We start from the raw sequence: 18801 nt of genomic DNA, 5'->3' as shown, positions 1-18801 counted from the left end.
TGATCCGATAAACGGCCAAGCCGCAAAAAACACCACAAGGTGTTTCAGTACAGAATCCGGTGCAGGAATTTATGGAAAACCAACGCGGCAAGGGGCTGTCATTTGCCCGACGCATCTATTGGCCAAGGATCATCGGCCTGAGTATCGGCGGCATCAGTGTCCTGGCCGCACTTTACCCCCTGGCACCGCCTGACTGGATATGGGCCCTGCTGTTGTTCCACGGCCTGATCTGGCCCCATCTGGCGTATCAGCTTTCCACCCGCTCGGACTTTCCCTACCGGGCAGAACGCCGCAACCTGTTGTATGACTCACTGCTGGGGGGATTCTGGGCGGCAACCATGCAATTCAATCCCCTGCCGGCAGTCACCATCCTCTCGATGATGACCATGAACAACGTCGCCGCAGGCGGCTTGCGCCTGTTCATTCGTGGCGGCCTGGCCCAATGTGCCGGGATACTGCTGTCCTGGGCGCTGATCGGGGCCAACTTCAGTGCGCAGATCAGCCCGCTGCAGATCTATGCCTGCCTGCCCATGCTGACCCTCTACCCCCTGGCCGTGGGCATGGTCTGCTATCGACTGGCGATCAAACTGTCCGAACACAAGCGCGCCCTCAGCGCCCTGAGCCGCACCGACAGCCTTACCGGCCTGCTCAACCACGGCTCGTGGAAAGACCTGTTGCACATCAAGTTCCACAAGTGCCAGCAGCAGCAGATGGAAGCCAGCATCGCCTTGATCGACATCGACCACTTCAAAGCGATCAACGACACCTACGGGCATATTGTCGGCGATACAGTGCTGCGCCATTTGAGCAATGAACTACGCCGCAACCTGCGCCATGACGATCTCGCCGGTCGCTACGGTGGCGACGAGTTCTGCGTGATCCTGCCACGCATGAGCCGGCAACAGGCCCTTGATGTGATGGAGCGCCTGCGCCAGGTCTTCAATCAGTACCGGCATCCAGAAGTGCAGGAACTGAAGGTCAGCCTGAGTATCGGCCTGGCGGCTTTCGACTCAAGCTTTCCAGACCCTGCAGGCTGGCTCGATGCGGCGGACAAGGCCCTGTATCTGGCCAAGAACAGCGGGCGCAACCGTACGGCCAGCAATGACAGCGAAGCCCATTTCTCTCCCGCGCAAATGGCATAAAAACCGCCAAAACTTATACAAAAAGGAAGTAAAAAATATTTCTGTACAAGTTTATTTGGATTTTTCTTCGTGACTGACATCATAATGCCGCCACTTTGCAGCAGCGGATAACCCCCGCGGCACCGCTGCCAGCCAAGTCATCCAATCCAACTAAATCGATTCGCAGCCGTTACGTATCCTCTTGATGCGGCCAGCGACGTTCGCCCGAAATGTCGCCCGCTTCACCGCTGCGAAATTATCTGTCAGTCATGGAACGCTGACATTGAGCAGATAATGCCGATCGCCGGGGAGCTTTCGGCATACCGGCGCACTCCATAGGGATCGACGCGACGTTTCTCCCACAGAGCACCTGCCAACATGCTATTCAATCGTCACAACAAGACCATCGATTCCCTGAACCAGACCATCGCCGAACAATCCCGCCTTCTGGACGCCATCGACCGCTCCATGGCGGTGATCGAGTTTGACCTCCAGGGCACGGTGCTCCGAGCCAACGACAACTTCCTGAAGACTCTGGGCTATCGGCAAGATCAGGTGATCGGCCAGTCTCACCGACTGTTCTGCCTCCCGGAATACGCTCGCAGCGCCGACTACCAGCAATTGTGGACCCGCCTGAAAAATGGCCAGTTCGAGTCCGGCACCTTTGAGCGGGTTGGCGCCGCGGGCCAGAGCCTGTGGCTGGAAGCCAGCTACAACCCGATCCGCGATGCCTCCGGCACGGTGTACAAAGTGGTCAAGTACGCCCTTGACGTCACCGCCAGGGTGCAAGAGGAAGTCGAGGCCCGGAACAAACTGGAGGCCATCGACCGGGCCATGGCGGTCATCGAGTTCAACCTCGACGGCAGCATCATTGGCGCCAACGCCAACTTCCTCAGCCGCATGGGCTACAGCCTAGCGGAGATCAAGGGCAAGCATCACCGGATGTTCTGCAAACCCGAGCTGATCAGCAGCAGCGCCTACCAGGACTTCTGGAATCGCCTGAACAGGGGGGAGTTCTTCAACGGCCGCTTCGAGCGGATCGACAGGCATGGGCGCACGCTGTGGCTGGAAGCCAATTACAACCCGGTCTATGACGCCAGCGGACGCCTGTGCAAGGTGGTCAAGTACGCTGCAGACGTGACTCAGCAGGTAGAGAAGCATGAGCAGGACGCCCAGAGTGCGAGCCAGGCGTATCACATCTCGGTGGAGACCCGGAAAGTCGCCGAACAAGGCACCGGGGTGATCCAGCAGGCTGCCAGCGAGATGCGCCAGATCGCCCATAACATCGAGGACTCTTCCTCGCTGATCGCCCGCCTCGGCGAACGTTCCGAGCAAATCACCGCCATCGTCAACACTATTCGCGGGATTGCCGATCAGACCAACCTGCTGGCCCTCAACGCTGCCATCGAGGCCGCCCGGGCCGGAGAACAGGGCCGAGGTTTTGCCGTGGTAGCCGACGAAGTCCGGCAACTGGCGGCACGCACCAGCGGCTCGACGGCGGAAATCTCCAGCATGATCGACATGATCCAGAACGAAACGCAGCAAGCGATCAAGAGCATGGACGGCACTCGTGAACGAGCTGCCAAGGGCGTGCAACTGGCGGATCAGGCCGGGACCGTGATCCTGCAGATTCGCGATGGCGCCAGTGACGCGGTGCAAGCGGTCAGCATGTTCGCCAACGAACGCGACGTGCTCTGAGGGTGGTTTTCCCGACGTCGATAATGACGTCGGGCCTGGCCTTGAGGACTATAGTGGCCTGACGTCCCAACGCCTGGCGGAGGCCATCATGAGTTCCAGCGACACCCCGGAAAAAACCACCCCAATCGTCGACCATCTGCGCTTTCACCGTGCCCACGCCCACCTCGCTCCGACCTTTGGCAACGACACCTTTGCCTTGAAGGCGGAAGCCTTTGCCCGGTTCTTTGGTACCCCGACCTTTCTCGGAGCACAGACCCTGATCGTAGTGATCTGGATTGCCCTCAACCTCACTGGCGTGACCCAGTTCGATGTCTACCCCTTCATCCTTCTGAACCTGGCCTTCAGCCTGCAAGCAGCCTACGCCGCACCGCTGATCCTCCTGGCCCAGACCCGCCAGGCCGCACGGGACAAGGCCCAATCGGACGCAGACGCCCAGCACCGCGAAGCCCTGGCCATCGCTAACAGTGAACGCCAGGCCCAGGCCGCGCAGACCACCAGCCAACTGCTGGAGTTGCTGGAGCAGAACACCCGGCTCACGGAAATGACCAAGCAACTGACCGAACGCATCGAGAACCTGACCAGCGAGATGCACGCGCACTTTGTGCACAAGGATCAGCCCGACACCTGAGCCCCGCTCATGGCCAGCGCAGATGGCGCGCCAGTTCATCAAACAGAGTCACCACCGAACGCAGGGCCCGGCAATCCGGACGGGTCAGCAGCCACAGAGCTGTGTCATGGCCCAAGGGTTCACTCAACGCCTCCAGACCGCCACTGCCCATGAGAAAATCCGGCAAGGCTGCAACGCCGAGGCCGGCCCTTACCAGTTCGGTCACCGCGAGCATGCTGTTGCAGCGATAGCTGGGCTGCACGCCAGGCCAGCGCTGACGGCGCCAGGCCACGGTGGGATGGTCGGGGAGAAAATCATCCGGGGCGATCCAGGCCACCTTCGACAGGTCGCTACAGTCCACCCGTTGCTTGTACGCCGGGCTCGCGCACAGCCGATACGACACCGCTCCCAGGCAACGTCCCACCAGATGTTCCGGCGGTGTTGCGGTCAGACGCACCGCTATGTCCGCATCACGCCGATTGAGGTTGGCGAAATCATTGGACGTACAGAGTTCGATCACCAGCGCCGGGTAGTTCGGCATGAATTGCGCCAGGGCCGGCAGCAGCAGACCTTGCAACACCGAATCTGTGCAAGTCAGGCGCACTGTGCCGCTGATCACCTCTCCTCCCTGGGCCACGCCGATCCGCGCGGCCTCCAAGGCCTGCTCCGCCTGTTCAGCCTGCTGTGCCAGGGCCTGAGCCAGGCTGGTGGGCAGATAGCCAGCGCGGCTCTTGTCGAACAACTGCTGCCCGAGCCCGGCCTCCAGCCGGCGCACCGCACGAAACACCGTGGAAACATCCACCTTGAGCAGGGCCGCGGCGCGAGCCAGGGAGCCGCCACGGACCAGGGCGAGAATCAGTGACAGGTCGGGATAGTCCAGCTGATAGTGCACGGCTGCATTGATCACTTGGTGAAACGCCAATATTGATTGCGTGATCGCCAATCTATAGTGGCTCCAGGCAGTCGACAAGTCAGCGCCACAACCGGAGAGGCCACATGCACCCAGCCCGATCTACAGCCACCATCCGCATCGCCCTGGTAGGGGATTACGACCCACAGATCACCGCACACCAGGCCATTCCCCTGGCCCTGGAGCGCGCCGCGACCGATAGCGGGGTCAGGGTGGACTACCAATGGCTGGCCACGCCGGAGCTGACCCACGAGCAACAGCTCAACGGCTTCGACGGAATCTGGTGCGTGCCTGGCAGTCCCTACCGCCACATCGACGGTGCCCTCTTGGCGATCCGTGTGGCCCGGGAACAGCAACGGCCCTTCCTCGGCACCTGCGGCGGCTTTCAGCACGCAGTGCTGGAATATGCCCGCAACGTGCTGGGCTGGAGCGACGCCGAGCACGGTGAGATCACCCCTCATGCCCAGCGCGCGGTGCTCACCCCCTTGAGCTGCGCCCTGGTGGAAGCCCACGACCGAATCCAGCTGCAAAGCGGCAGCCGGATCGCCCAGGCCTACGGCACTCCGAGCATCGAGGAAGGTTATCGCTGCCGCTATGGGGTCAATCCGGACTTTGCGGCCCCGCTGCTCAGTGGTGCGCTGCGCCCTACCGGCCACGACAGCGACGGCGACTTGCGCGCCGTGGAACTGGAGGGGCATCCATTCTTCGTTGCCACACTGTTCCAGCCCGAGCGCGCCGCCCTCCAAGGCCGTACGCCGCCCCTGGTGACAGCCCTGCTCAACGCTTGCCTGGAGGCGTAAGGATGATCGGCCAGACGCCCGCCCCACCCTATTACGCAGTGATCTTCAGTTCCCAGCGCCGTGAAGCCGATCCCGCCTATGACCAGGCGGCCGAACACATGGTCGAGCTGGCTCGCCAACAACCGGGATTCCTTGGGGCCGAATCGGCACGGGGTGAGGATGGCTTCGGTATCACCGTGTCCTACTGGACCTGCGAGGCGGCGATCCTGGCCTGGAAGCAACACGCCGAACACCGCGCCATCCGCGAGCGTGGTCGCAACGACTGGTACCGGTACTTTCATACCCGGGTAAGCAAGGTCGAGCGGGCCTACAGCTTCGGCATTTGAAGCAAGCCCCTGAGCCGCTCCGGATGCGGCTCAGGGCAAGCACGGGTCAGCCCTGGGCGGTCGACAGCAGGCTGCGCACCGCCTGGATTTCCGGTAGATCGCTGCGACGCATGTAAACCCGCAGCGGTTCGCTGATGTTGATCCGGTCGTCGATGTTCTGATCCAGCAGCAACTGGATCTGCTCGCGCTTGAGGCTCATGGCCTGATCGGACACCGGCGCCCAGACAAATTCATTGGCCGGCACTATGGCGTCATCCGCCACATCCATGCCGAAGGAGTCTTCGCTGAAACGCACGATGTAGCGACCGGTCTTGCGATTGAAGCCGACAAAGCCCTTGAGCTGATCGGCAGCCTGGCAGATGAGTTCGGAGGTGATGCTCATGGTAAACCTCACTGTAAGTCCCATGGGACGGGTGATCGATGGTCTACACGCGAGGCAAGGAAGGGGCTGTTTTCGGGCTTCCCTCTGATGGGGAAACTGCAGCGCCCAAGAGTACTGCAAAGCACCGGAGAAAACCGCGAAAGATGCGTATGAGAAGGATTTATGTCGCTCTGGAGATAGCACAAGCGTCATTGAGTTGCTAAAAGATATCTCCTTGTACTTGCCTCCACGAAAGGATTTCGAGCATGCCAGCGACCTTCCCCCCTTGTGCCCTGATGTTGGCCCTGATGCTCGGTTGCGGCCTGGCCCAGGCCACTGAACAGCCCGATCCAGACGCGCTTGCCGCTCGCCAGGGGATCCCGCAGCCGGCGGTGATCGCCCACCGTGGTGCGTCTTTCGATGCCCCCGAGTCCACCGCGGCGTCCTACAGGCTGGCCCGGGACCTGGGCGCCGACTACCTGGAGATGGACCTGCAGCGCAGCAAGGACGGTGTGCTCTTCGTCTTGCATGACAACAACCTGCAACGCACTACCGACGTGGCGCAGAAATTCCCCGAACGCAAGGACAGCCCGGCCAACGCCTTCACCATGGCCGAACTGAAAACCCTCGACGCCGGCAGCTGGTTCAACCAGGCCCATCCGGACCGCGCCCGCCCGGGCTTCGCCGGCCTGAAGATCCTCACCCTGGACGAGATCATCGACATCGCCCTGGGCAATCCACAACACAAACCCGGACTCTACATCGAGACCAAGGAGCCCCAGCTGTTCCCCGGCATCGAGCACGATCTCAAGGAAAAACTCCAGGACCGTGGCTGGCTGAGCCCGGCGGGCTCCAAGCTGGCGAAAAGCGAGCTGGCAGTGGGCCAGGGCAAAGGCAAGGTCGTGCTGCAGACCTTCGACAAACACAGCCTGGAGTTGCTGCACAAGGAAATGCCCAAGGTGCCGAAAATCCTGTTGCTGTGGGTGGCTCCCGGCAGCATCGAGCCAGCCTCCGGGCAGACCTTCGCCAGCAGCGGCGAAACCGACAAGGCCGCTTTTTATGCCAAACAGCAACCCAAGGACCAGGCCGAGTTCAAGCGCTGGGTCGACTTCGCCAAGACCCAGGGTGCCATCGGCACCGGTCCCTGCGCAGCGTTGACGGCTGGCGGCGATCAGAGCTATGCGGATCTGGTGCAACCCTGGATGAATCAGTACACCCACGACCAGGGCCTGCTGGTGCACGTCTACACCATCGATGAACCGGTGGATTTCAACAAGGTCATGGAGGCCGGGGTCGATGGCATCTTCACCAACCGCAGCGCCGAACTGCTCAAGTATTTCAAGCGGCCGGCCAGCGCCAGCGTGGCCCAGTTGCTGGAGGCCAGCGGTTACTGAATGTCCGCTTCACACTGGAGCGGCGAACTCTGGCTGGGCCATGACTTCGGTCTGATCCACGGGGTGATGGGGCGCACCACGCCCCACGCTCACTATGCCCATCAACTGATCATTGCCCCCCAACAGCCGGTCACCGTGGAACTGGACGGTGTCCGGCTCAGTGGTCACTTCCTGTTGATCCAGGCCCTGCGCCGCCACGCCATCATCCAGGCCCCCGACCGGGCCTTCACGGTCTACGCCGAGCCACTGCGCATCGCGGCCCAGGACCTGCAGCTCTGCGTCAGCCGTATCGAGCCGTCACTGCCCGGCCTGGAAGCGGCGCTGCGCAGTTGTCCGCGCCAGCCCATTGCCGACCGTCGTGTGGCACGGGCGCTGCTGGCCCTGGACGCCGCCCTGGAGGGCAAGGTGGCAGCGACGCAATTGGCAGCCCAGGCCCATGTGTCTCTGAGCCAGCTGGAACGGTTGTTCGCCCGTGATGTAGGCCTGCCGGTACGGCGCCTGGTGCTGTGGCGACGTCTGCGTCTGGCCATGGCCCTGTTGCTGGAGGGGCAGGCCATGGCCCAGGCGGCCCACGGCGCCGGGTTCGCCGACACCGCGCACTTCTCCCGCACCTTGAAGGCACTGTTCGGCGTCACCGCCGGGCAGGCCCTGAAAACCCTCAGGCCCCGCCTGCTGGATTGACCGGGCGCCTCAACGCCTCGGGCACCTTGGGCTCGGCGGCATAGCGTTGGGCCTTGAATGGCTCCAGCAACTGCGGCCAGTAATCCACCGGATAGTCCGGACGGCTACCGATGCCCAGGTCGCCCTGGCGCATCGGGTAGTCATGCCGATAGAACGCGGTTCCCAACAGCCAGTCCCAGAGATTGAAGAAAAGACCGAAATTCACGTCACCGGCGCGGCCGTACTTCATATGGTGAAAGCGATGCACCGGCGCCCAGGCAAACACCAGGCGCAGCAATCCCAAGCGCATATCGACATTGGAATGCTGCAACAGCAACTGAATGGCGATGGCCAGGGCCAGCAACTCTGCCACTGGCAGCGGGATGCCCAGTACCAACAACGGCAGCAACCCCGCCGTCGCTTCCAGCAGTTGGTGCAGGGGATGCTTGAGCAGACCGTTGAAACCGTACATGCGCAGCACACTGTGGTGCACCGCATGCAGGCGCCAGAGCCAGGCCCAGCGATGGCTGGCGTAATGAGCCAGGGTGATCCCGCAATCGGCGATCACTATTGCCAGCACCAGTTGGCCCCAGAGCGGCCAGTCCCCAGGCCACAGGCCGTCATGGGCCAACAGCGCCACCAGCCCCGGCAATGCGAGCAGGCCCAGGGCATTCAGACCCTCATTGACCAGGGCATGCAGACTGTCCCGCAGGCGGTCACCCTGGGAGCGATTCCATGCCGGCTCATAAGGCAGGACCCACTCCACCAGGAAAGACACCAGGAGCGCAGCCGCAAACAGCACCAGCAACCCACTCGCAGAAGCCTCTCCCGCACTCATCCAGCACACCGCACCACCGATGAATCCACCAAAGAACAAGGGGGCATACAACCACGCAAGCCATCGTTTCATTCACTGAGTCTCCTAGAAGGGAGACACCAGCTTGGGCCCCGCCCCCGCCCTCTGGCTTGAACAAACGGCGCAACCACTGACCTGAATTAAGGGTGAATTAAGTTGCAGTGGCTAACCTGTGTCCATCGAAACCCATCACCCCAAGGAATCAACCCATGACCAAGTTCTCCGCTCTGTTCGCCGCTGCCGCCCTGACCCTGACCGCCGGCCTGGCCCAGGCCGATGTCCGTCCGGACCTGATCCCGGGCCTGCTCAAATCCGGCGCCATCATGGACCTGGAAAAACTCAACCAGGCGGCCCTGGCCCAGCACCCGGGCACCACCGCCGCCAGCATCACCGACACCGAGCTGGAGCAGACCGCGACAGGCGCCTACGTCTACCAGGTGGAACTGCGTGACAGCAAAGGCATCGAGTGGGACGTGGACCTGGACGCCAAGACCGGCAAGGTTCTGAGCAACAAGCAAGACAAGTAAGCCCCCGCACACAGCACAAGGCCGCGCCCCGTTTCGGGAGCGCGGCCTTGTGCTGTGGGGCCCGCATACAGGGTGAGCGATCTCAGGCGCCGAGACGCGCCGTGACTTCGTTCAACTGTCCCGACAGGCCGTGCAGGTTGCGGCTCGCCGCTTCGGTACGCTGGACGTTGTCGAGGTTGGTACTGGCAATCGAAGTGATCTCGGTCAGGTTGCGCGAGATGTCCTCGGCCACCGACGTCTGCTCCTCGGCGGCAGTGGCGATCTGCCGATTCATGTCGCGGATCGCTTCCACCGCTTCGGTGATGCGCTCCAGCATTGCACCGGCCTCGGTCACCTGCTGCACACTCTGCTCGCTGCGGGACTGGCCGCTCTCGATGGCCTGGGCCGCATCCACCGCACCGGTCTGCACGCTCTGGATGATCTGGTTGATCTCGATGATGGACGCCGCAGTACGCTGGGCCAGGCTGCGCACCTCATCGGCGACCACGGCAAAACCGCGCCCCGCCTCACCGGCCCGGGCCGCTTCGATGGCAGCGTTGAGCGCCAGCAGGTTGGTCTGCTCGGCGATCCCCTGGATCACTTCCAGGACCTTGCCGATACGCCCGCTGTCGGCCTCCAGACGGCGGATCACCGTGGCCGTGTTGGCAATCTCGCCACGCATCTGGGTGATGCTGTGGATCGTGCTCTGCATCACCTGCTCGCCCTGCTGCGCCGACTGGTCGGCATCATCCGCGGCGCGCGCAGCATCGGCAGCGTGGCGCGCCACTTCCTGGGCCGTGGCGGACATCTCGTTCATCGCCGTCGCCACCTGATCGGTGCGGTTGAACTGCTCGTTGGTGCCCTGGGACATCAAAGTGGCAATGGAGTTGAGCTCGCCGCTGGAGCTGTCCAGGTCCGAAGCGCTGCGCTGCAGGCTGCTGAAGGTCTGGGCCAGGAAGTCACGCAGGGTGTTGGCAGCAGCCGCCAGCCTGCCCAGTTCGTCCTGGCGATCGCTGGCCACCCGGTCGGCGAACTGGCCACGGCTGAGCTGGGCGACGTAGTCGATCAACTGGCGGATCGGCTGCACCAGGCTGCGGTTCACCAGCCACAGGCTGAGCAGGCCGATCAGCAAACCGGAAGCCAGCATCACCAGGATGCCCAGCCACACCGTACGATCGGCCGCCGAGCTGATGTCCCGGGACTGCTGGTCACTGTGCTTGCGCAACTCGGTCACCAACTCGCTCATCTGTTCGCTGGTGGCACGGTCCACGCCCTTGACCGCAGCGTCGCCGGCACTCGGGTCGGCGCCTGCGGCCACATAGGCGTCACGGCCTTTCTGATAGGCCGAGCCGAGCGAACGGTGCTCCTCGGCCAGGCGCTGTGCCCGGTTCTTGAGGCCCGAATCCAGGCCAGGCGTCTGGGCCAACTGGCCGAGGATGTTCTGCACATCCCGCTGACGATCTTCGAACTGCTGCCAGTACTTGTTCAGTTCCTGGGGCTGCTTGCCCCGCAGCAACACGTTCTTCCACTCCTGCACCTGGCTCTTGAACTGCAGGTTGGCCTCGTCGATCAGTTGCGAACTGCGCAGCGGACCTTCGATCAGCTCGCGATAGCTCTGCACGCCACCGGACAGCAAGTGAAAACACGCCAGGGCGATCAACAGCATCGCAAACAGGCTACCGCTCAGCAGGGCAAGAATTTGCGCTCTCAGGGATTTTTGCAAAAACATCGAGAAGATCTCATGGCAGGGATAGAGCAGGCCCACTAAGGGCATGCGTAGGTCCGAACTTCCCTGTCAGGAGCATTCGAGGAAAATCGAATGCGTATTGCATGTGAGCGTGATCGGCATCCGCGATCCATTCTTGAGCGCTGCCGACCACTGGTATGGCGCCGCGGATTGTGCACTTTGAAACGTCACAAAACTGTCAAAAAGCCTTGCCATGATGAGGCCCAAGTGAACCTGTAAAACCCGCGCCAGGTACTGTCCCTCCTGCGAGACCCCATGAACCACAGCATCGACCAGAGTCACCGCGATTCCGATCTGTTTGGCCTGCTCTACGGTTTCAGCTTTCGGCCCGGCGAACGGGGTCATGAACTGGATTCAGCCAAGGCCCTGCAAGCCCTGCAACAGCCGCGCAACAGCGACGAATTCCTCTGGTTGCACCTGAACCTGGCCCACGCCGCCTGCGAGCGCTGGATGAAGGCCCACTTGCAATTGCCCGAGGAGTTCTTCGAAGCCCTGCACGAAGGGTCGCGCTCGACCCGCATCGAACACGTGGACTCGGCACTGCTGGCGGTGGTCAACGATGTGGTGTTCAACTTCAGCAGCATGGTGTCCTCGGACATCTCCACCCTGTGGGTCTGCGTACGCAGCAACCTGATCATCAGCGCCCGCCTGCAACCCCTGCACTCGGTGGACAAGCTGCGCTCCTCGGTCAAGGCCGGCGAACGCTTTCGCTCGCCCCTGGAACTGCTGGTGCACCTGCTGCGCGACCAGGGCGAAGTGCTGACCCAGATCGTGCGTAAAACCAGCCTCAGCGTCGACCAGATCGAAGACCAGTTGCTGGCGGCCCGGGTCTCCAGCAACCGAGCCGAACTGGGGGCCATGCGTCGGGTACTGGTGCGCCTGCAACGGCTGCTGGCCCTGGAACCGGGCTCCCTGCTGCGTCTGCTCAATCGGCCGCCGCAATGGTTGCAGAAGGAAGACGTCAAGGAGCTGCGCAAGTCCACCGAAGAGTTCGCCCTGATCATCAACGACCTCACCGCCCTCGGGGAGCGGATCAAACTGCTGCAGGAAGAGATCGCCGCCAACCTCAATGAACAGACCAACCGCACCCTGTTCACCCTGACCGTGGTCACGGTCCTGGCCCTGCCGATCAACATCATCGCCGGCTTCTTCGGCATGAACGTGGGTGGCATTCCCTTTTCCGGCGACCCGGAGGGCTTCTGGATTCTGGTGGCGCTGGTGGCCACCTTCACCGTGATCGCCGGGCGCTGGGCCTTCCGTAAACGCCAGGACTACTGAAACACTCCCTGTAGGAGCCGGCTTGCCGGCGAAGGCGCGCCCAAGGTCGACGGCTGGCTCAGGGACCTCTTCGCTGGCAAGCCAGCGCCTACGCGATGATTGCGATGGCCGCGATGGCCGCGATGATGGCGGCGGACTCGAACGGATCAACGGAGCCACTCAATCGCGCAAACCATGACCTGAGGCAGTCTCCTTGTAACAATTGGCAACGATCATGGGCGACACTCTCTCCCGCAACAGGATTGTCCAGTAATGGCCACCCCTTCCCTGACTGCCGCTTCCCCCAGCCTCGACGTCAAACCGCAACTGGATAAAAAACCCGGCCCCTTCACCCTGGTAGTGTTTTTCGCAGTGCTGGCCATGGGTTTGCTGTTCACCGCCTACAGCCTGGTGCATGACATGCACGAACTGGGCACCACGGTCACCACCTGGACCCCGTTCCTGCTGCTGGGTGTGGCCTTGCTGATCGCCCTGGGCTTCGAGTTCGTCAACGGCTTCCACGACACCGCCAACGCCGTGGCCACGGTGATCTACACCCATTCGCTACCACCGCAGTTCGCGGTGGTCTGGTCCGGGATGTTCAACTTCCTCGGGGTGCTGCTGTCCAGTGGCGCGGTGGCCTTCGGCATCATCGCCCTGCTGCCAGTGGAACTGATTCTGCAGGTGGGCTCCTCGGCCGGCTTCGCCATGATCTTTGCCCTGTTGATCGCCGCCATCCTGTGGAATCTGGGCACCTGGTGGCTCGGGCTGCCAGCCTCTTCGTCCCATACCCTGATCGGGTCGATCATCGGCGTCGGTGTGGCCAACGCCCTGATGCACGGCCGCGACGGCACCAGCGGCGTGGACTGGAGCCAGGCCACCAAGGTCGGTTACGCCTTGCTGTTCTCGCCACTGATCGGCTTCGTGTTCGCCGCCCTGCTGCTGTTGGCCCTGCGCCTGTTCGTCAAGAACCGCGCGTTGTACAAGGCCCCCAAGGGTGACGCGCCACCGCCGTGGTGGATTCGCGGGCTGCTGATCCTGACCTGCACCGGGGTGTCCTTCGCCCACGGCTCCAACGACGGCCAGAAAGGCATGGGCCTGATCATGCTGATCCTGGTGGGCACCTTGCCCATGGCCTATGCCCTGAACCGCACCATGCCCGCCGACCAATCGCTGCAGTTCGCCGCAGTGGCCGAAGTCACCCAGCAAGCCCTGGTGAAAAGCGCACCGCAAGCGGCACCCGCCGACCCTCGTGCCGTGCTCTCGGAGTACATGCGCAGCAAAGAGGCGACACCTGAACTGGTTCCGGCCCTGGCCGCCCTGACCGGCGCCATCGGCGCCGAGGTCAAGGGTTACGGCTCGCTGGCCAAGGTTCCCGCCGAAGCCATGGGCAACGTGCGCAACGACATGTACCTGACCAGCGAAGCCATCCGCCTGATGGACAAGAACCAAGTCGGCCATTTCGACCAGGACACCCGGGACAAGCTGCAACTGTTCAAGCAGCAGATCGACAACGCCACGCGCTTTATTCCGCTGTGGGTGAAGATTGCCGTGGCCATCGCCCTGGGCCTGGGCACCATGGTCGGCTGGAAACGCATCGTGGTCACCGTCGGCGAGAAGATCGGCAAGACCCACCTGACCTACGCCCAGGGTGCCTCGGCAGAAACCGTGGCCATGCTGACCATCGGCGCGGCGGACATGTTCGGCCTGCCGGTATCGACCACCCACGTCTTGTCCTCGGGGGTGGCCGGAACCATGGTGGCCAATGGCGGCGGGTTGCAGATGCGCACCATCCGCAACCTGGCCATGGCCTGGGTCCTGACCTTGCCGGCGGCGATCCTGCTGTCGGGCAGCCTGTACTGGCTGTTCACCCAACTGTTCTGATCAGCGCCCGCTTGCCCGTCGCCCTGTCAGCCGACGGCGGGCAAGCGGCCCCGCAAGCGACTGGCCAGCCCGGCCTGCAAGGCAAACGCCAGGACCCCGGTCAGCGGTGCCGAGAAACTGGCCAGGCCGCCCCCCGCCCACATCAGCATCAGCCCCAGGGCCGTGCCACCGAACCAGGCCGTCAGCCCCACCGGGTTGAAGGCCGCCACGCGATCAATCGCCGCCACGTCGGTACGCCCCAACAGAATCTGCGCCAGGGCCACGCCGACCCAGGCCACGACAAAGATCCCCTGATAGGCCAGGGCCTTGAGCAGGTAGGCGAACACATCCGCCAGCATCAGGCCGTAGACGATGATCCCCACCGCCACCGCCCACATCAGGTAGGAACCGCGCAGACCGAAACGACCGAAGAACGCCTGCATGTTCAAGGTCGCCAGGTAGTAGTTGGCGGTGTTGATCCGGGTTTGCGTGGCCCAGACGAACAACAGCCCCCAGAGCCCCATCAACTGCAAGATCGCCATCACCACCGAGACTTCATTGAGCGCGCCGTCATGGGGAATGCTGCTCACCAGGTAGATCCCCGCCGCGCCGTTGAGCAAAAAGGTCACCGCGTAGAACGGCATGCCGAAGCTCCAGCGACCGTGATAAGCGGCGTCTGCCGGCTTGCCGAAACGTGCGTAGTCGAAGGTGAACAGCATCAGGATCCACACCCCCATGTAGGCTACGAAGCAATCCCACCAGCCTGTGCTGCTGGGATTGGCCGGGCCGAAATCCAGCCATTGCGGCTGGTAGCCATAACGGCTGATGGACAGGCCCACGGCGAACAGCAAGCCCCCCAGATACACCGGCAACAGCACACCGTTGAGCTTGTCCAGCCAGTGCTGCACGCTGCCCAGGATCAGCGGCACGCTGTACAGCACCACCACCAGCGCCGCCAGCGGATACAGCAGTTGCGGGTACAGGTGGTTGAGAGCCACGGCGATCACCGACCCTTCGAACACTGCGTAGTAGATCGCCGTGGAGAAGAAAATCAGGGTCGCCAGGCAGGCTCCGGTGCTGCCGAACAACAACCGTGAAAACAGCGCCACCGAGAGCCCGCTGCGCATGGCGAAGCGGCTGAGCACAGTGTTCACCAGGCCATAACTGAGCACCGACAGGAGCATGCCGATCAGTGCATTACGGGTGCCGTAAGACAGGGCCAGGGAAGCGCCGACGACGATGTAGAACATCGCGCTGCACACCGCCCACCAGGCCATGGTCAGGGACAGTCGTCCCATACGCGCTTCGCTTGGGACGGCAACGCTGGCCGGGTCCTGCACGGTTTGATTCGATTGCGATAAAGCTGCCATTGGCGTGAACTCCAGAACCAATCAAGGGTTGAAGCGCGGGCAGCCGTCACCGCACCGAAGTGCGGCGTTGGCTTACCTTTTGGCATGGCCCGCGCGATGCGGCGGGCAGAATCAGGAAGGGAAGAGCTTGCTCAGACAGCTGAGCTTTTTCTTATAGGAGCGCCGGGCTTGCAGCGCTTCTTCGAGGGTCACCGCCACAAAGCGGGCCTTCTGGTTGGGCTGCATCTGGCCGATCAGGTCGAGGTCGGCGCTGATCACCGTACCGATCATGGCGTAGCCGCCACCGGACACCGCGTCCCGGTGCAGGACAATGGGTTCAAGCCCGGCCGGCACCTGGATCGAACCGATGGGGTAGCAACTGTCGACGATGTTCGACGGATCGGAACCGGCGCCGAACGGCTGCTCCCGCGGCTGGAAGCTCAGAGCGCTACCGCCCTTGAAGCGATAGCCGATGCGGTCGGCTTCCGAACCCACGGTCCAGGGTTCGGCGAAGAAGCTGACCTTGGCCGCGTCGCTCAAGCGTTCGTAGTACAGGCCCGGCACCACCCGCAGGCTGATTTCGCCCCCCATGGATTGGCGCAGCGCCATGGGCAAACTGGCACCGGGACGGCTTTTGCCGCTGGCGACGCCCACCGGCAGCTCATCCCCTGCCGCCAAACGCCGGCCCTGAAAACCACCGAGGGCGCCCAGGGCATAGGTCGAACGACTGCCCAGCACCAGCGGCACATCGATGCCACCGGCCACCGCCAGGTACGCTCGGGCCCCGGCCTTGGGAAAGTCGAAACGCAGCACTTGCCCGGCCTTGACCGCAAAGGCGGTGTCCAGGTGCATGTCCACGCCATCGAGTTTGGGCGTCATATGGGCGCCGCAAACCGCCACCAGGGCATCGGCGCTGAACGCAAGCTCCGGCCCGAGCAGCGTGCACTCCAGCCCGGCCGCGCCTGCCGGGTTGCCCACCAACTGGTTGGCCGCGCTCAGGGCGTACTGGTCCAAGGCGCCAGACGGCGGAATCCCCAGGTGATAGAAACCTTCGCGACCCAGGTCCTGCACCGATGTGGCCAGGCCCGGTTTGATGACCTTGATCATGCCAGCACCTCCTGCAGCGACTTGGGATAGCCGACCGGGTCGGCGAGAAAGGCATCCAGGGAAAACTCCACCTCGCGGATACGCAGGTCAAAGCGCCCGGCCTCGACTTCGGCCACCGCTTGATCGTAGGCCTCGCGGTCGATGGGCTTGAACTGCACGATGTCCCCCGGGCGGAAGAACACCATGTGCGCCTTGAGGTAAGCCAGTTGCTGCTGCGGGTCGTAGATGGGGGCCGGGGTGACGCCGAACATCTGGTAGCCGCCGGCACCGCGCACCGAGTAGATGCAGCCGAAACAGCCGCCATGACCCAGGGTCAGTTTTGGCGTATCGGTGCGCGGCCGCAGGTACTTGGGCACCTGTAACTGCCGCTCACGCTCAACCATCTGGAACATGAACGGCAACCCGGCAACAAAACCCACCATAGAGACGAACCAGGGCGCACCGCTGTGGGCGGCGATAAAGGCGTCGACGTCCGCCAGACCGTTGATCCGCGCTGCGTACTCCAGGTCCGTGGCGCTGGGGTCCTGGTGCCGGTCACGAAAGCGCATCAGGGTTTCATGGGTCCAGGGGTCGTTGTAGAGCACCGGGATCTCGATGATCCGGGTGTGCAGGCTGCGCTCGGCCACCGCCCCGGCCTCGGCCTGCTGCACCGCCTCCAGCAGGGTGTGGGGGGCGATGCGGTCCGGGTCGAAACGGATCTGGAACGAGGCATTGGCCAGGCACACATCCAGTACCCCATCCAACTCCAGGCGCTCCACGGCGCGAGTCACCGCCATGCCCTTGAAGAAGGCTTCCAGGGACATACTGTCGCTGACTTCGGCGAACAGGTGCTCGTCGGCACCAAAGCTGTAGCGGATCGGCTGGCTCATGCGACACCTCCGGCGCGGCGCTCGGCCAGCCAGGTTTCCAGGGTTCCCGTGTGAAAATCGGCCTGCTGCAGCCAGGGTTCGGCCAGCAGTTCACGGTGCAGCGACAAGGTACTGGCCATGCCGGTCAAGGTGGTGTGTTCCACGGCCAGCCGCGCCCGGGCCAGGGCCTCGCCGCGGTCACGCCCGTGGACGATCAGCTTGGCCAGCAGCGAGTCGTAATAAGGCGGCACAGCATAGCCCGGGTACAGGTGACTATCGACCCGCACCCCCGCCCCTTGCGGCCAGATCAGTTGCTCGACCTTGCCCGGGCTGGGGAAAAAATCCCGCGCCGGGTCTTCGGCATTCAGGCGCATCTGCAAGGCCGCGCCATTGAGCTGGATATCGCTCTGGCGCAGGCCCAGGGGCTCGCCCCCGGCGATGCGCAACATGGCCTGGACCAGATCGATGCCGGTGATCAGTTCGCTGATGGGGTGTTCCACCTGAATCCGTGTGTTCATCTCGATAAAGAAGAACTCGCCGGTGCTGTCGTCGTAGAGGTATTCCAGGGTGCCGGCGCCTTGGTAGCCCAAGGCTTCGGTGAGGCGCACGGCGCTGCTGCACAATTGCTCACGCTGCTCGGCACTGAGGACCGGCGACGGCGCTTCTTCGAAGATTTTCTGCCGCCGCCGTTGCAGCGAGCACTCGCGCTCGAACAGGTGCACTGCGTGTTGGCCATCGCCCAACACCTGAACTTCGATGTGCCGCGCACGGCCAATGAAACGCTCCAGGTACACCGCGCCATTGCCGAAAGCCGTCTGGGCTTCCCGTTGCGCCCGAGGGAACTCCTCGGCCAATTGCGCCGCATCCTGAGCCAGGCGAATCCCCCGCCCGCCACCGCCGGCACTGGCTTTGATCAACAGCGGAAAACCCACGTTTTCAGCGGCCTTGAGCGCGGTGTCCAGGTCGAAGAGTTCACCCGGGGAGCCCGGTACCACCGGCACTCCCGCCGCCTGCGCGGTGCGCCGGGCTTCGGCCTTGTCGCCCATGCGGCGGATGGTTTCGGCGCTGGGCCCGACGAAGATTACTCCGGCCTTGACCACCGCCTCGGCGAAGTCGGCGTTCTCGGAAAGAAAGCCATAGCCCGGATGCACCGCATTGGCACCGCTGGCCTGCAAGGCACCGAGCAGGGCCTGGACATTCAGGTAGCTCTTGTCGGCCCGGGCCGGGCCAATGATCTGCACTTCATCGGCCATGCGTGCGGCCATGGAATCGGCATCTGCCTCGCTGCACGCGGCAACGGTGGGAATCCCCAGGGCCTTGGCCGCACGAATGATGCGCACGGCAATCTCGCCACGGTTGGCCACCAGTAATTTGTTGATTGATCCAGTCAT

Annotated in this window: 18 protein-coding genes and 1 pseudogene; 11 read left to right on the top strand and 8 right to left on the bottom strand. The window is 63.2% G+C overall.

Annotated elements, in window-relative coordinates:
• The first annotated feature begins 71 nt into the window (after positions 1-71).
• From FW796_RS08030 to FW796_RS08015, 4 genes and pseudogenes are all read left to right on the top strand, one after another.
• On the top strand, positions 72-1142 hold the full coding sequence (locus tag FW796_RS08030) for a diguanylate cyclase (protein ID WP_446439223.1): 1071 nt from the start codon (positions 72-74) through the stop codon (positions 1140-1142).
• Between the two features lie 357 nt (positions 1143-1499).
• Positions 1500-2273, top strand: a pseudogene (locus tag FW796_RS08025) (PAS domain-containing protein); the annotation flags it as partial.
• Complete coding sequence (locus FW796_RS08020; RefSeq protein WP_446439309.1) at positions 2259-2819, top strand: methyl-accepting chemotaxis protein; 561 nt, start codon at positions 2259-2261, stop codon at positions 2817-2819. The pseudogene FW796_RS08025 and the gene FW796_RS08020, both read left to right, overlap by 15 nt.
• Before the next feature lie 88 nt (positions 2820-2907).
• Entirely contained in the window at positions 2908-3447 is a 540-nt protein-coding gene (locus tag FW796_RS08015) for a DUF1003 domain-containing protein (RefSeq protein ID WP_346632347.1), read from the top strand.
• Positions 3448-3454: 7 nt separating this feature from the next.
• On the opposite strand, the gene FW796_RS08010 is transcribed toward FW796_RS08015, so the two are convergent.
• Positions 3455-4348 carry a LysR family transcriptional regulator gene (locus tag FW796_RS08010; RefSeq protein WP_446439222.1) on the bottom strand — a complete coding sequence of 298 codons (894 nt, stop codon included), beginning with the start codon at positions 4346-4348 and terminating at the stop codon, positions 3455-3457.
• A 74-nt stretch (positions 4349-4422) separates the two neighbouring features.
• On the opposite strand from FW796_RS08010, the gene FW796_RS08005 reads away from it, so the two are divergent.
• A complete protein-coding gene (locus FW796_RS08005; protein ID WP_446439221.1) occupies positions 4423-5136 on the top strand; it encodes a CTP synthase C-terminal region-related (seleno)protein in 714 nt (237 codons plus the stop codon).
• A gap of 2 nt (positions 5137-5138) precedes the next feature.
• Positions 5139-5462, top strand: a complete 324-nt coding sequence (locus FW796_RS08000) for an antibiotic biosynthesis monooxygenase family protein (RefSeq protein WP_346632350.1) — start codon at positions 5139-5141, stop codon at positions 5460-5462.
• Positions 5463-5508: 46 nt separating this feature from the next.
• On the opposite strand, the gene FW796_RS07995 is transcribed toward FW796_RS08000, so the two are convergent.
• Positions 5509-5844, bottom strand: a complete 336-nt coding sequence (locus FW796_RS07995; RefSeq protein WP_102860665.1) for a DUF2025 family protein — start codon at positions 5842-5844, stop codon at positions 5509-5511.
• Between the two features lie 245 nt (positions 5845-6089).
• Here FW796_RS07995 and FW796_RS07990 point away from each other — a divergent pair, with 245 nt between their 5' ends.
• Together FW796_RS07990 and FW796_RS07985 are read left to right on the top strand one after the other, a co-directional pair.
• Entirely contained in the window at positions 6090-7217 is a 1128-nt protein-coding gene (locus tag FW796_RS07990; protein ID WP_346632351.1) for a glycerophosphodiester phosphodiesterase, read from the top strand.
• Positions 7218-7898, top strand: coding sequence for a helix-turn-helix transcriptional regulator (locus FW796_RS07985; RefSeq protein WP_404937513.1), 681 nt, complete (start codon positions 7218-7220; stop codon positions 7896-7898). It abuts the gene before it with no gap.
• Here the strand turns inward: FW796_RS07985 and FW796_RS07980 are convergent.
• On the bottom strand, positions 7876-8787 hold the full coding sequence (locus FW796_RS07980; RefSeq protein WP_446439220.1) for a sterol desaturase family protein: 912 nt from the start codon (positions 8785-8787) through the stop codon (positions 7876-7878). The two genes, FW796_RS07985 and FW796_RS07980, sit on opposite strands and share 23 nt — an antisense overlap.
• Before the next feature lie 155 nt (positions 8788-8942).
• On the opposite strand from FW796_RS07980, the gene FW796_RS07975 reads away from it, so the two are divergent.
• Entirely contained in the window at positions 8943-9260 is a 318-nt protein-coding gene (locus FW796_RS07975) for a PepSY domain-containing protein (RefSeq protein WP_011062798.1), read from the top strand.
• Positions 9261-9342: 82 nt separating this feature from the next.
• Here FW796_RS07975 and FW796_RS07970 read toward each other — a convergent pair whose 3' ends face one another.
• Positions 9343-10968 (bottom strand): methyl-accepting chemotaxis protein, encoded by a 1626-nt coding sequence (locus FW796_RS07970; protein ID WP_346632568.1) that lies wholly within the window; start codon positions 10966-10968, stop codon positions 9343-9345.
• A gap of 273 nt (positions 10969-11241) precedes the next feature.
• Here FW796_RS07970 and FW796_RS07965 point away from each other — a divergent pair, with 273 nt between their 5' ends.
• Together FW796_RS07965 and FW796_RS07960 are read left to right on the top strand one after the other, a co-directional pair.
• Entirely contained in the window at positions 11242-12264 is a 1023-nt protein-coding gene (locus FW796_RS07965) for a transporter (RefSeq protein ID WP_346632355.1), read from the top strand.
• A gap of 252 nt (positions 12265-12516) precedes the next feature.
• Complete coding sequence (locus FW796_RS07960) at positions 12517-14127, top strand: inorganic phosphate transporter (RefSeq protein ID WP_446439219.1); 1611 nt, start codon at positions 12517-12519, stop codon at positions 14125-14127.
• 26 nt (positions 14128-14153) lie between these two features.
• Here FW796_RS07960 and FW796_RS07955 read toward each other — a convergent pair whose 3' ends face one another.
• The 4 genes from FW796_RS07955 to FW796_RS07940 form a co-directional block, all read right to left on the bottom strand.
• Entirely contained in the window at positions 14154-15404 is a 1251-nt protein-coding gene (locus tag FW796_RS07955; protein WP_446439218.1) for a purine-cytosine permease family protein, read from the bottom strand.
• 183 nt (positions 15405-15587) lie between these two features.
• On the bottom strand, positions 15588-16562 hold the full coding sequence (locus FW796_RS07950) for a 5-oxoprolinase subunit C family protein (RefSeq protein ID WP_446439217.1): 975 nt from the start codon (positions 16560-16562) through the stop codon (positions 15588-15590).
• Complete coding sequence (locus tag FW796_RS07945; RefSeq protein WP_402885421.1) at positions 16559-17431, bottom strand: 5-oxoprolinase subunit B family protein; 873 nt, start codon at positions 17429-17431, stop codon at positions 16559-16561. Before FW796_RS07945 ends, FW796_RS07950 begins: the two co-directional genes overlap by 4 nt.
• Positions 17428-18801 carry an acetyl-CoA carboxylase biotin carboxylase subunit gene (locus tag FW796_RS07940; RefSeq protein ID WP_446439216.1) on the bottom strand — a complete coding sequence of 458 codons (1374 nt, stop codon included), beginning with the start codon at positions 18799-18801 and terminating at the stop codon, positions 17428-17430. The genes FW796_RS07945 and FW796_RS07940 overlap by 4 nt, the downstream gene beginning before the upstream one ends.

The sequence above is a fragment of the Pseudomonas sp. 910_21 genome (assembly GCF_052850735.1).
The sequence above is the reverse complement of the archived record's forward strand: the minus strand, read 5'-3'. Positions and strand labels throughout refer to the sequence as shown.